11 protein-coding genes are annotated in these 13,624 nt (G+C 70.7%); 9 read left to right on the top strand and 2 right to left on the bottom strand.

What is annotated here, in order from left to right; genetic code table 11:
- Positions 1–145: 145 nt before the first annotated feature.
- Both BIU89_RS15845 and BIU89_RS15840 read right to left on the bottom strand, forming a co-directional pair.
- Positions 146–2,089 (bottom strand): glycoside hydrolase family 15 protein, encoded by a 1,944-nt coding sequence (locus tag BIU89_RS15845; RefSeq protein ID WP_071248163.1) that lies wholly within the window; start codon positions 2,087–2,089, stop codon positions 146–148.
- A gap of 78 nt (positions 2,090–2,167) precedes the next feature.
- Positions 2,168–3,232: an App1 family protein gene (locus tag BIU89_RS15840; protein ID WP_071248161.1), complete on the bottom strand. Its 1,065-nt coding sequence runs from the start codon at positions 3,230–3,232 to the stop codon at positions 2,168–2,170.
- 255 nt (positions 3,233–3,487) lie between these two features.
- Between BIU89_RS15840 and BIU89_RS15835 the strand changes: the two genes are divergently transcribed.
- The 9 genes from BIU89_RS15835 (at position 3,488) to cydC (ending at position 13,603) form a co-directional block, all read left to right on the top strand.
- A complete protein-coding gene (locus BIU89_RS15835) occupies positions 3,488–4,018 on the top strand; it encodes a TetR/AcrR family transcriptional regulator (protein WP_175475042.1) in 531 nt (176 codons plus the stop codon).
- A gap of 228 nt (positions 4,019–4,246) precedes the next feature.
- Positions 4,247–5,173 carry an ABC transporter ATP-binding protein gene (locus tag BIU89_RS15830; protein WP_071248155.1) on the top strand — a complete coding sequence of 309 codons (927 nt, stop codon included), beginning with the start codon at positions 4,247–4,249 and terminating at the stop codon, positions 5,171–5,173.
- Positions 5,170–5,886 carry an ABC transporter permease gene (locus BIU89_RS15825; protein WP_071248154.1) on the top strand — a complete coding sequence of 239 codons (717 nt, stop codon included), beginning with the start codon at positions 5,170–5,172 and terminating at the stop codon, positions 5,884–5,886. Before BIU89_RS15830 ends, BIU89_RS15825 begins: the two co-directional genes overlap by 4 nt.
- On the top strand, positions 5,883–6,611 hold the full coding sequence (locus BIU89_RS15820) for an ABC transporter permease (RefSeq protein WP_027465273.1): 729 nt from the start codon (positions 5,883–5,885) through the stop codon (positions 6,609–6,611). The genes BIU89_RS15825 and BIU89_RS15820 overlap by 4 nt, the downstream gene beginning before the upstream one ends.
- Positions 6,608–7,531 (top strand): ABC transporter substrate-binding protein, encoded by a 924-nt coding sequence (locus BIU89_RS15815; RefSeq protein WP_138803100.1) that lies wholly within the window; start codon positions 6,608–6,610, stop codon positions 7,529–7,531. The genes BIU89_RS15820 and BIU89_RS15815 overlap by 4 nt, the downstream gene beginning before the upstream one ends.
- 275 nt (positions 7,532–7,806) lie before the next feature.
- Complete coding sequence (locus BIU89_RS15810) at positions 7,807–9,219, top strand: cytochrome ubiquinol oxidase subunit I (RefSeq protein WP_027465275.1); 1,413 nt, start codon at positions 7,807–7,809, stop codon at positions 9,217–9,219.
- A gap of 16 nt (positions 9,220–9,235) precedes the next feature.
- Positions 9,236–10,240: a cytochrome d ubiquinol oxidase subunit II gene (cydB, locus tag BIU89_RS15805; RefSeq protein WP_071248152.1), complete on the top strand. Its 1,005-nt coding sequence runs from the start codon at positions 9,236–9,238 to the stop codon at positions 10,238–10,240.
- A 10-nt stretch (positions 10,241–10,250) separates the two neighbouring features.
- Positions 10,251–11,918 (top strand): thiol reductant ABC exporter subunit CydD, encoded by a 1,668-nt coding sequence (gene cydD / locus BIU89_RS15800; RefSeq protein ID WP_071248149.1) that lies wholly within the window; start codon positions 10,251–10,253, stop codon positions 11,916–11,918.
- Entirely contained in the window at positions 11,915–13,603 is a 1,689-nt protein-coding gene (cydC, locus tag BIU89_RS15795; RefSeq protein WP_071248146.1) for a thiol reductant ABC exporter subunit CydC, read from the top strand. The genes cydD and cydC overlap by 4 nt, the downstream gene beginning before the upstream one ends.
- The last annotated feature ends 21 nt before the right edge of the window (positions 13,604–13,624 follow it).

Here is a 13,624-nt window from a genome sequence, read left to right as displayed (position 1 = left end):
CGGGCCTCCCGTCCGTCGTGGAGTCACCATCAGGGCACCGCAAGACGCCGTCGTGTCGTCGAGACGCCGCCGGATCCTGCGGCGTCTCGGCGGCTTCGAGGTGTCGCGCGAAGACGACGGCGTCTCCCGGGGGCTGAGCCGGACGTCAGGCGGGGGAGCCGGCGCGCTCACCCTCGCCGGTCCACGACCGCGTGCCGCCGTCGTGGACGGGCAACCGTGTGCGGCGCCCGACGGTCGCGCCACGTGCACGCTCGATGGCGTCCGCTGCCGACACGAGCGTCAGGTGCGACAGCACCTGCGGGGTGTTGCCGATGTGGTGTCCGGTGGCGACGTCGATCTCCTCGGAGAGCATGCCGACGTCGTTCGCGTACCCGACGAGCACGTCCATCAGGCGCTCGGCGTCCTCGACCCGTCCCGAGGCCGCGTACTGCTCCACCAGCCAGAACGAGCACGCCAGGAACGGGTGCTCGGCACCGGACAGCCCGTCGAAGCCGGCCGTCGTGCGGTAGCGGAGCACGAGGCCGTCGTCCCCGACGCGCAGGTCCTCCTCGATGGCGCGGACGGTGCCCGTCATCCGGGGGTCGTCGGCGCGGCAGAACCCGACCTGCGGCAGGACGAGCAGACTCGCGTCGACCTCGTCGGTGTCGTAGTGCTGGCGGAACGAACCGCGATCGGCGTTCCAGCCGTGCTCCTCGATCTCGGCGCGGACGGTGTCGCGCAGGGTGCGCCAGCGGTCGACGGGGCCCTCGAGGCCGAACTCCTCGACCGCGGCGACCCCGCGGTCGAACGCAGCCCAGATCATCACCCGCGAGTGGGTGAAGCTGCGCCGCGGGCCGCGCATCTCCCAGATGCCGTTGTCCGGCTCCTGCCAGTGCTCCTCGACGTAGCCGAGCAGTGCCCGTTGCAGCGCCCAGGAGTCGGCGTTCTCCTCGACCCCGAGCTCGCGGGCGTCGTGCAGTGCCGCGAGCACCTCGCCGAAGACGTCGCCCTGGTACTGGGTCGAGGCACCGTTGCCGACGCGCACGGGCGTCGACCCGAGGTACCCCGGCAGTTCGGGCAGCTCCCGTTCGGGCAGCTCGCGTTCGCCGGCGATGCCGTACATGATCTGCACGTCGGCGGGGTCGCCTGCGATCGCGCGCAGCAGCCAGCCGCGCCAGTGCGTGGCCTCGTCGCGGTAGCCGTGGGCGATGAGCGACGCGAGCGCGAGGGAGGCGTCGCGCAGCCACACGTAGCGGTAGTCCCAGTTGCGTTCGCCGCCGGGGTCCTCCGGCAGGCCCGTGGTCGCGGCGGCGACGACGCCACCGGTCTCGCCGTGGGTCATCGCGCGGAGGAACACCAGCGACCGTCGTGCGGCGTGGGCGTACCGCCCGGTGGTCTGCGCAGGGGCGGTCCACGCCGTCCACCACGAGACGGTGTGGGCGAGGGCCGCGTCGACGTCGAGCGGCTCCGGCGGCTCGCGGTGCGACGGGTACCAGGTGAGCACCGTGTCGAGCACGTCGCCGTCGTGGATCGTCGTGACGGCGGTGTGCCGGTGGTCGTCGGCGCGGAACCGCGGCCCCCGGACGATCACCGAGCCGGGGCCCGCCGTCGCGAGCAGCGCCGGTTCGTCGTCGTCCCCGATCTGCCGGATCCAGGGCAGGGCGCGCGAGTAGTCGAAGCGGATCCGGAGCGTCTGCCGGAGCTCGACGGTGCCGCGGAGCCCACGCACCCGGCGGACGATCGAGGGGCGGTGTGCGCCGACGGGCATGAACTCGGTGACCTCGACCACGCCGGCACGGGTTGTCCACACGGTCGAGAGCACCAGGGTGTCACCGTGGTACCGCCACTCGGCGGTGGCGTCGTCGTCCACGGGTCGCAGGGTCCAGTGCCCGTGGTCCTCGGTGCCGAGCAGCGAGGCGAAGGTGGACGAGCTGTCGAAGCGCGGCAGGCACGCCCAGTCGATGGTCCCGTCGCGGCCGACCAGGGCAGCGGTGCCGGTGTCACCGATCAGGGCGTGGTCCTCGATGCGGTTCGGCGGTGTGTTCGGCGCTGGTTGCGGTGCGGCTGGGTGTGGTGCGGCTTCGGGCGGCGCGGCCGGCTCGGTGCTCATGGACCGATCGAACACCCGATGCCCGAGCGCCGCGGTCGGCGACGGGGGCTCCGGGCCGAGATCGTGATGAAGGGTCGCTCAGGCCGGGTCGGAGGCGTCGGACTCGATGATGCCGACCCGAGCGAGCTCGCTCCACAGGCCGGCGCCGTCCGGTGCGTACACCCAGGGCGCCGAGGAGTCACGGGAGCGTTCCTGCGCCCGCGAGCGACCGCCGGCCAGGACCGCTTCGCTCGTGGACAGCTGCCGGATGGCGACGCCCGCGACGTTGTCCGGGTGCTCCCGCGAGAAGTCCCCGTAGAGGCTCTCGTCGTGCTGTCCGTCGTCGCCGACCAGGAGCCAGCGGATGTCCGGGAAGTCCTTGGCGAGCCGCCGCAGGTTCTCCTGCTTGTGCAGCTGGCCGCTGCGGAAGAACCGGTCGTGGGTGGGACCCCAGTCGGTGAGCAGGAGCGTGCCGGACGGGTACATGTTGCGGGACAGGAAGCGCTGCAGCGTCGGAGCCACGTTCCACGCCCCGGTCGACAGGTAGACCGTCGGGGAACCGGGGTGCTGCGCGAGGATCCGCTCGTACAGCACGGACATGCCCGGCACCGGGCGGCGGGCGTGCTCGGTCAGCACGAACGAATTCCAGGCGGCGAGCATGGGGCGGGGGAGCGAGGTCACCATGACGGTGTCGTCGATGTCGGACAGCAGCCCGAAGCGGGTGTCCGGGTGCACGACGAACACGTCGGCCTCGACGTCGCGCCCGCCGCCTGCCGACAGCCGCACCGTGCGCCAGCCGGGCTCGAGGTCGATCGGGACGATGGTGTCGACGACGCCGCCACGGTCGGTCTTCACGACGTGGGAGACACCGCCGGCGGTGACGGTGACCTCGGCGTGGTCGACGGCCACGCTCGTGAAGCTCTTCCAGCCTCGGACGCCGGCGTAGGAGACGTCGGAGGCGAGACCGCGGCGGGTCAGCAGCACACGGCACAGGATGCGCACCCAACCGGGCGCGCCGTAGCCGGTGTACGGGACCACCGTCGGCACCAGTCCGCGACGGCGTGCACGGTGCTCGCGGAACTCCTGGACGGCGTCCTCGATGCGGGCCGCGCGGTGCAGGAGCGGCTCGGCCAACGACGGCTCGTGGGACGTCGGGTCGGGCATGGCGCCATCATCCCATGTACGGCTGACGAAACCGCGCGCTGGGCGGAACTGGTGAGTCGCAGCCATGTTCCAGGCGCGTTCTGCGAAAGTTGTCCCCGTCACACCAACCAACCGCGCTGGAGCGCAAGAGGAGAACACGTGCTCGTCACCGAGGTAACGAACGCTCTGCCGGGGGGATCATCACTGCTCAGGAACGAGCCGGTCCAAGCCCGCAGTTCGGCGCGCCTCGCCGGCCTCCTCGACGCCGCAGCCGCGGTGATCGACGAGATCGGGTTCGAACGGCTCACGACCGCCATGGTCGCCGAGCGCGCGGGGGCGTCGATCGGCACCGTCTACCGGTACTTCCCGGACCGCATCGCCGTGGTCGAGGCACTCGCGATCCGCTGCACCCAGCGGCTCGCCTCCCGCTTCGTCGAGGCCCTCGACGCCAGCGGTGCCGAGACCTGGCAGGACGCGAACGACGCGCTCATCGACATGACCGCCGAGATGTACCGCACCGAACCCGGCTTCCGGGCCATCCGCTTCGGTGACCCGGCGGACACCGGTACCGGTGACGCCGAGGACCGCATGGGCGCACTCGGAGCGACCGTGGGCCAGATCATGCGCGACCGCTTCGGCCTGCCGGACGACGAGCACATCACCCGCGCCTGGGTCGTCCTCGCCGAGTCCGGTCACGCGGTGCTGGCGCGGGCGCACCGCGACCGCGAGCACCCCGACACGGAGCTGATCGAGGAGTACCGCCGGATGAACCGTGCGCACCTGGAATCGGTGATCGCGGCGTCCTGACCACCCACTCAGCCGGCGCGACACGCCGGTGACCGATCCGATCCGCCCGCGCCTCCGAACACCGAGGCGCGGGCGTCGTCGTCCCCGCCGATCCCGTCGTGCCCGTCGGCATCCCCACCGACCGGTGCACCGCCGCGGGGCCGTCACGGATCGTCACAGCGAACCGATGTCGGCACCCCCGGGTACTCTCATCCGGAGTCGGGCTACCTCCGAACAGAAGGGCACCCCATGATCGAGTTCCGCTCGGTACGCAAGACCTACCCGGACGGCACGACTGCGGTCGAGCACTTCGATCTGGTCATCCCGTCCCGGACCACCACCGTCTTCGTCGGATCCAGCGGCTGTGGCAAGACCACCCTGCTCCGCATGATCAACCGCATGGTCGACCCCACCTCCGGCACCGTCGAGATCGACGGCTCGGACGTCGCCGGGATCAACCCCGTCGAGCTCCGTCGCCACATCGGGTACGTCATGCAGAACTCCGGACTGCTGCCGCACCGCAAGGTCGTCGACAACATCGCGACCGTCCCGCTGCTGACCGGCGTCTCCAAGGCCGACGCCCGCAAGCGCGCCCTCGAGCTCATGGACACCGTCGGACTCGACCGTGCCTTCGCCGACCGCTACCCGTCACAGCTGTCCGGCGGCCAGCAGCAGCGCGTCGGTGTGGCCCGCGGGCTGGCCGTCGACCCGAACATCCTGCTCATGGACGAGCCGTTCGGTGCTGTCGACCCCCTGGTGCGCAACGACCTGCAGGACGAGCTCATCCGCCTGCAGCGCGAGCTCGGCAAGACCGTCGTGTTCGTGACGCACGACATCGACGAGGCGTTCAAGCTCGGCGACCAGGTCGTCATCCTCAAGAAGGGCGGCGAGATCGCCCAGCAGGGGACGCCGGCCGAGATCCTCGCCGCACCCGCCGACGACTTCGTCGCCACGTTCATCGGCGCCGGACGCGGGCGCCGCGCGCTCCGAGTCGAGCAGACCCCGACCGGTCCGATCGTCGTCGACGGTGAAGGCCGCGCGGCCGGCGTGCTGACGGGCCCCGTCGGGGTCGTCGACGCCGCCGAGGCCGTGCCGCAGTCCGACGCCCGAGCAGCAGAGGCCGGAGCGTCGCACGACGCACCGGGTGCTCCGGCGCAGGGTGGGGGCACCCGGTGAAGTGGGTGCTGGCGAACCTCGACACGATCTGGGACAACACGCTCTCCCACCTCGCGATCGCGATCCCGCCGATCATCGTCGCGTTCCTGCTGTCGATCCCGATCGGGTGGCTGGTGGTCCGGCTGCAGCACCCCGGTGGGTCGCGCTTCGCGTCGGGAGTGGGCAGCAGCATCGTGACCCTCGCCGGTCTGCTCTACGCCATCCCGTCGCTCGCCCTGTTCGTGGCGCTCCCGAGCATCATCGGCACCGGCCTGCAGAGCCCGATCAACGTCGTCATCGGTCTGACGCTGTACGGCCTCGCGCTGATGGTCCGGTCCACGGTCGACGGGCTGACCTCGGTCGACTCCGAGACCAAGTCCGCCTCGACCGCGATGGGCTACTCACCGGCGCAGCGGTTCTTCCGTGTGGAGCTCCCGCTCGCCGGTCCCGTCCTGCTGGCCGGGCTCCGGGTGGTCTCGGTCTCCACGATCTCGCTGACCACGGTCGGCGCGGTCCTCGGCATCCCGAGTCTCGGCCTCCTGTTCACCGACGGCCTGGGGCGCGGGATCTACGAGGAGATCCTCTCCGGCATCGTGATGGTGCTCGTGCTCGCCTTCGCCCTCGACGGCCTCCTCGTGCTGCTCGGGCGCCTGGTCATGCCGTGGACCCGGACGAACTCGGTGTCACGCCGACAGGCCCGCCGGGTCCTGCAAGCAGCGGAGGTCTCCTCGTGATCATCGGACAGGCCTTCGCGTGGGTGTTCGACCCCGCGAACTACGGCGGCTACAACGGCATCCCCCAGCGCCTCTGGGAACACGTCTGGATCACCCTGCTCGCGGTGCTCATCGCCGCCGTCATCGCCGTACCGGTCGGGTACGCGATCGGCCACACGCGCCGTGCTCGCGGCTTCTCGATCGCGGTGTCCGGGGGGGTGCGGGCGCTTCCGACACTCGGCGTGCTCTCGCTGTTCGGGCTGCTGCTCGGCATCGGACTGCAGGCTCCCTTGCTCGCCCTCGTCATCCTGGCGATCCCGTCGGTGCTCGCTGGTGCGTACTCCGGCATCGAGTCCGTCGACCCGGGGGTCGTCGACGCCGCGAAGGCCCAGGGCATGACCGGCTGGCAGATCCTGTGGAAGGTCGAGATCCCGCTCGGGCTCCCGCTCCTGATCGGTGGCATCCGTGCCGCGGTGCTGCAGGTCGTCGCGACGGCCACGCTCGCCGCGTACGTCGGGGCCGGTGGCCTCGGCGGGTACTTCTTCCTCGGCCTGAAGACCCAGGACTACGCCGAGATGCTCGGCGCCTCCATCCTCGTGATCGCCCTCGCGATCGCGTTCGAGATCGTGTTCGCCGTGCTGCAGCGGGCGGCGGTGCCGAAGGGCACCGCGGACCCGTCGGCCCGACAGCGTCAGGGGTCGCGAGAGCGAGCCCGCAATCCACTCCCGGAAGGAAATCCCTCGTGATCACAGCACCCAAGATCCGCGCCGGTGTCGCCGCCGCGATGGCGGTGGGCGTCGTCGCCGCCCTCGCCGGCTGCGCGTCGAGCGACCCGCTCGACAGCGGCTCCAGCGACTCGTCCGATTCGAAGACCATCGTCGTCGGCTCGCAGCAGTACTACTCGAACGAGATCATCGCCGAGCTCTACGCCCAGGTCCTCGAGAAGGACGGCTTCGACGTGAAGCGCAACTTCAACATCGGGCAGCGTGAGGTCTACATCCCGCAGCTCGAGAAGGGCGCCATCGACGTCATGCCCGAGTACAGCGGCAACCTGCTGCAGTACTTCGACAAGAACTCGGACGCGAAGACCGCAGACCAGATCGACGACGGGCTCGACAAGGCCCTGCCGAAGGGCCTCCGGGTCCTCGACGAGGCCGACGCCACCGACCAGGACAGCTACACCGTCACGAAGAAGTTCTCCGAGGACAACGACGTCACGAGCCTGGCCGACCTGAAGAACGTCGACGAGAAGCTCACCGTGGGCGCCAACTCCGAGAACCAGACGCGGCCGTACGGCCCGAAGGGGCTCAAGTCGGTCTACGGCGTCGACGTCGACTTCAAGGCGATCGAGGACGGCGGCGGCGCCCTGACGGTGAAGGCGCTCAAGGACGACACCGTCCAGCTGGCCGACATCTACACGGCCGACCCGAGCATCAAGGCGAACGGCTTCGTCACGCTGAAGGACCCGGAGAACCTGATCCTGCCGCAGAACGTCGTGCCGGTCGTCTCGAAGAAGGTCAACGAGAAGGCTGCGGACGCGATCGACTCGGTCAACGAGAAGCTCACGACCGAGGCCCTGATCGAGCTCAACACCAAGAGCACGGCCGACAAGGAGAAGGCGTCCACCATCGCCGAGGACTGGCTCAAGGCCGAGGGTCTGCTGTAGCCACAGCTCCACGAAAGAAAAGCGACAGGCGTCGGGTATCTACCCGGCGCCTGTCGTCGTTCGCGCACGGGGCAGCGCGAACATCCGTGCCGCACGGTTGTGCCGTGCAGGGGCTATGCACGTTTGTGCACGGAGAGGTTCTACAAGTTGTCGAACCGGGGTGCAGCGCGATAGCGTTGGGGTGTCCCAAGGGCTGTGACACCTGATGTATCCGTTCCACAGGAAGCAACTGACGTGCACGAACAGCGCGCGGCCACCCGTCTCGGAATCGCCGCATGAACGACCTCCTCGATCCGCTCCTCCTGTCGCGGTGGCAGTTCGGTCTGACGACCATCTACCACTTCCTCTTCGTCCCGCTGACGATCGGCATGGCAGCCGTGGTGGCCGTGTTCCAGACCGCCTGGTACCGGACCGGCCGCGCGCACTACCTGCAGCTGACGCGGTTCTTCGGGCGGATCTTCCTGATCAACTTCGCGATGGGTGTCGTGACGGGCATCGTGCAGGAGTTCCAGTTCGGCATGAACTGGTCGAACTACTCGCGCTTCGTCGGTGACGTCTTCGGCGCACCGCTCGCGCTCGAGGGGATCCTGGCGTTCTTCTTCGAGGCGGCGTTCATCGGCATCTGGATCTTCGGCTGGGACCGCCTGCCCAAGGGGCTGCACCTGGCGAGCATCTGGTGCGTCAGCGCCGGCACGATCATGTCGGCGTACTTCATCATCGCCGCGAACGCGTTCATGCAGCACCCGGTCGGCTTCGCGATGAACGAGGCCAAGGGCCGTGCGGAACTCACCGACATCTGGGCGGTGCTGGGCAACAAGGTCGCCCTGGCCGCGTTCCCGCACACGCTCTTCGCCTGCTTCATGGTCGCCGCGGCGGTCATCATCTCGGTCGCGGCCTACCACCTGGCGCGCAACCAGAACCTCGAGACAATGATGCCGGCGCTCAAGTTCGGCATGTGGACCATGCTCGCGGCCGGCGCGCTGACCGTCCTGACCGGCGACCAGCTCGGACTGACGATGGTCGACACGCAGCCGATGAAGATGGCGGCGGCCGAGGCGCTGTACAACACCGCGACCGGCAAGGACGCCTCGTTCTCGATCTTCACGCTCGGCACTCCGGACGGCGTGCACGAGCTGTTCTCGATCCGGGTGCCGTACCTGCTGTCGTTCCTGTCGACGCACACGTTCAACGGCACGGTCGAGGGCATCAACGACCTGCAGGCGCAGTACACGCAGGTGTACGGCCCCGGCGACTACAAGCCGATCATCTGGGTCACCTACTGGTCGTTCCGCTGGATGATCGCCCTCGGCGTCGGCGCGGTCATGGTCTCGCTGGTCGGCCTGTGGCTGACCCGCAAGGGTCGGTTCCCGACGCAGCGCTGGGTGTGGCGCATCGCCACCTGGACGGTGCCGCTGCCGATGGCCGCGATGATCGTCGGTTGGGTCTTCACCGAGATGGGTCGCCAGCCGTGGCTCGTGTTCGGGCTGCTCCAGACGAAGGACGGTGTGTCGCCGAACGTGACCGGACTCGAGGTCCTCATCTCGCTGCTGGTCTTCACCCTGATCTACGGCTCACTGGCCGTCGTCGAGTTCAAGCTCATCAAGAAGGTCGCGCAAGAGGGGCCCGCCGACCCGGACGAGGTCGACGAGGAGACCGGCGAGGTCAAGCACGAAGTGACGGTCTACTAGAAATGGACGCTGCCTGATGGATCTCCCCGTTCTCTGGTTCGCGATCGTCGGCGTCTTCTTCGTCGGCTACTTCGTCCTCGACGGATTCGACTTCGGTGTCGGCATGTCCCTGCCGTTCCTCGGCAAGGACGACACCGACCGTCGGGTCCTGATCAACACCATCGGCCCGGTCTGGGACCTCAACGAGACCTGGGTCATCGTCGCCGGGGCGTGCCTGTTCGCGGCGTTCCCGGAGTGGTACGCCACGATGTTCTCCGGCTTCTACCTGGCGCTGCTGCTCATCCTCGCTGCCCTCATCCTGCGAGGGGTGTCGTTCGAGTACCGGCACCAGAACAAGCACCTCGAGTGGAAGCGCCGCTTCGACCTGATGATCATCGTCGGCAGTGCCGTGCCGTCGTTCCTGTGGGGCGTCGCGTTCGGCAACGTGGTCCGTGGCATCCCGATGGACGCCGGGCACAACTACACCGGCACGATCTTCGACCTGCTCAACCCGTTCGCGCTGCTGACCGGTGCCGCGACGCTGCTGGTGTTCTTCACCCACGGGGTCGTCTTCGTCGCGCTGAAGACCGAGGGCGACATCCGCGTCCGCGCCAAGCGCCTGGCGACCCGGGCCGGCATCGTCACGATCGTCGTCGGCGCCGCGTTCCTGGTGTCGATGGCCTTCGTCCGGGCCACCCCGGCCTCGCTGGTGCTCTCCGTGGTCGCCGCCCTGGCCCTGGTGCTCGCGGTGCTCTGCAACGCCTGGGGCAAGGAGGGACGCGCCTTCACGCTGATGGCGGTCACCATCGCCGCGATCGTGCTCGCGATGTTCACGGCGATCTTCCCCGACGTCATGCCGGCCTCGAACGACGTCGCGAACAGCCTGAACGTCTACAACGCCTCGTCCGGGTCGTACACGCTGACCGTGATGAGCTGGGTCGCGCTGATCTTCGTGCCCCTGGTCTTCGCGTACCAGGCCTGGACCTACTGGGTGTTCCGCAAGCGCGTCTCCCGCGCCCAGGTCACCGCGGCCGTGCACTAGGCGGACGACGATGAAGCCCCTCGACCCCCGACTCCTGCGGTTGTCCCGGACGGCGCGCGGCTTCATCGTCGCCGCCGCCGGCACCGGTGTCCTCCGCACGCTCGCGACCATCGCGATCGCGTGGGGGATCGCCACGGCCGTCACCCTCGGGGTCGACGCCGTCGGCGACGGCACGGTCCCCGCGGCGTTCGGGCAGGCGCTCGCGCTGCTCGGCGGGGCGTTCGTCCTGCGTGCGGTGGCCGCTTGGGCGACCGACGACCTGGCGGCACGCGCTGCGGCGAAGGTGAAGAGCGAGATGCGCACGACGGTGCTCGCCCGCGCCGCCGAGCGCGGTCCGTCGTGGCTCGCCGGCCGGTCGAGCGCCGGCTTCGCCACCACGCTCGGTCCCGGGCTCGACGCACTCGACGCCTACTTCGGCCGGTACCTGCCGCAGCTCGCGCTCACCGCGATCGCGACCCCGATGCTCCTGGTCGCGATCGGCCTGGGCGACCTGACGAGCGGGCTGATCATCCTCTTCGCCCTGCCGGTGATCCCGGTCTTCATGATCCTGATCGGCCTGGCGACGCAGTCGTTGCAGCGGAAGCAGTCGGACGCCCTCGCGAAGCTCGGGGGCGCCTTCACCGAAGCCGTCGAGGGGCTCGCCACGCTCAAGGTGTTCGGTCGTGCGCGCCGCCAGGTCGGTCGCATCGGGGCGGTCACCGACGAGTACCGCCGGGGCACGATCGGCGTGCTCCGGTTGTCGTTCGTGAGCGGCTTCGCGCTCGAGCTCGCCGCGAGCCTGTCCGTCGCGCTGGTCGCCGTCTCGATCGGCATCCGCCTGGTCGACGGCTCGCTCGGCCTCGGCGCCGCGATGTTCGTGCTCGTCCTGGCACCGGAGGCCTTCGCCCCCATCCGCCAGGTCGGCGCCGACTTCCACGCCGCCCAGGACGGCGTCGAGGCCTCGGCCGCGGTGCTCGACGTGCTGGCCGACGACGAGACCGCATCGTCGTCCGCGACCGGCAGCAGCGGAACCGACACGGACATCGCAGCACCCGCCAGTGCCCTGGACGTCCGCGGGCTCACCGTCCGCCGACCCGACGTCGTGATCGGACCGTTCGACCTGCACGCCGAGTCCGGCACCGTCGTCGTGCTGGCCGGCCCGAGCGGTTCCGGCAAGTCGAGCATCATCGCCGCACTCCGCGGTGTCCTGCCGCACGACGGTGCCGTCACCGTGCCCGGCCCGGCCGGCGCGTCCGTCGCCGAGCGCACCACGTGGGCCGACCAGCGCCCGCGTCTCGTCCGCGGGACGATCGCCGAGAACGTCGCGCTCAGCGCGACCCCCGACGACGCCGACGTGCGCACCGCCCTGGGCGACGCGGGGCTGGGACTCGACCCGGGCCTCCCGGTCGGCGCCGGTGGCAGCGGACTGTCCGGCGGCCAGGCACAGCGCGTCGCCGTCGCCCGCGCGCTGTACCGCGCACGCCGCGCCGCCACGCCCCTCGTGCTGCTCGACGAGCCGACGTCGGCGCTGGACGCCGAGGCCGAGGAACGCGTCATCGCGGCAGCCCGAGGCCTGGCGGCCGACGGCGCCGTCGTCGTGATCGCCAGCCACCGACCCGCGGTCGTCGCCGCGGCGGACGTCCGCGTGGACGTCCGCGCCGGCGGGTCCGTGACGGTCCGCAGGGGGGTGCGCGCATGAGCCGGGAGGCCCGTGGCGGCTCCGTCCTGCGGCTCGCGATGCCGCACGGGTCGGGTTGGGCGAAGGCGGTCGCCGCCGGAGCGCTCAGCGCGCTCTGCGCCGTCGCGCTCCTCGCCGCGAGCGGCTACCTGATCACCCGTGCCGCCGAGCACCCGCCGATCCTGTACCTGACGCTCGTGATGGTCGGCGTGCGCGCCTTCGCACTCGGACGTGCGGTGCTGCGCTACGTCGACCGGCTCGCCGGGCACGACGCGTCCTTCCGGCAACTGGCCGTGGTGCGGACGGAGATGTACCGACGGCTGGCGTCGATCGCGCCAGCCGGACTCGGCCGGACCGGACGCGGCGACCTCATGACGCGCCTGGTGACCGACACCGACCGGCTGCAGGACCTGCCGATCCGCGTCGTCGGCCCGCTCGTCTCCGCCGGGGTCGTCGCCGTGCTGTCGGTCGTCGCCGTGGCGCTCGTGTCGGTGCCGGCGGCGCTCGTGCTCGTCCTCGCGCTGGCGGTCGCGGCCCTGGTCGGCACGATCGTCGCCCGGTCGATCGCCGAGCGCTCGGACCGCGAGACCGCCGCCGACCGCGGTCGCGTCGCGGACCTCGTGCTCGACACCGTCCGGACGCTCGACGTCTTCGCCGCGTACGGCACCCTCGACGAGCGGCTCGCGCACATCGCCCGGCTCGACGCGGGGGTCACCCGGGCCGTCCGGCGCCGTGGCACGGTCGAGTCGCTCGTCGGTGCACTCGTCGGCCTGGTCGGTGGCGGTGCGGTGATCGGGATCCTCGCCGTCGGTGCCCCCGCCGTGGTGTCCGGTGCGCTCGACGGTCCGCTCTGGGCACTGGCGGTCTTCGTGCCGCTCGCGCTCTTCGAGGTCGTCGGGACCGTCCCGCTCGCCGTCCTGACGCTCCGCCGGGTGCGTGCTGCGGCCGAACGGGTCGAGCAGGTCGTGCCCGCCGAGGTGCCCGTCGGAATCGTCCCCGAGCCCGACGAGGACGCCGACCCGGCGTCGCTCGTGGTCGAGGGGGCGGTCACAGTCACCGTCCACGACCTCACGGTCCGCTGGCCGGGGGCTGCCGAGCCCGCGGTCGACGGGGTCTCGTTCACGCTCACCCCCGGCGAGGTCGTCGTGCTCGAGGGGCCGAGCGGCGCCGGCAAGTCGACCCTGGTCGACGCGCTCGTCCGGTTCGTGGAGCACGAGGGCTCCTACACGCTCGACGGCGTCGAGGCGAAGGCGATGCACCCCGACGCGGTGCGGGCCCGGGTCGGCCTGATCGAACAGGACCCGTTCGTGTTCGATCAGTCGGTGCGGCAGAACCTGCTCTTCGCCCGTGAGACCGCGACCGACGACGAACTGCTCGCCGTGCTCGACCGGGTCGGCCTGGGGGAGTGGGTCGTCCGGCGGGGCGGGCTGGACGCCTCGGTCGGGGAACGCGGCGTGCTCGTGTCCGGCGGCCAGGCGCACCGGCTCGCGCTCGCCCGCGCACTGCTGCACGCGTTCCCGGTGCTGGTGCTCGACGAACCGACCGCCGACGTCGACCCGGACCTCGGTGACACGGTGCTGCGTGACCTCGTCACCACGGCCCGCGCAGCGGGCCGGACGGTCGTCATCGTCTCGCACGTCCCGGTGGCGCCGGACCTGGTCGACCGCACCCTGCGGATGCGGGACGGACGCCTGCTCGCCGGGTGAGCCGACAGGCGGACGCGGGAC

Origin of the sequence: Curtobacterium sp. MCBA15_005 (assembly GCF_001864855.1) — a bacterium.
GTDB lineage: Bacteria > Actinomycetota > Actinomycetes > Actinomycetales > Microbacteriaceae > Curtobacterium > Curtobacterium flaccumfaciens.
This window is presented reverse-complemented; position numbering and strand designations above follow the sequence as displayed.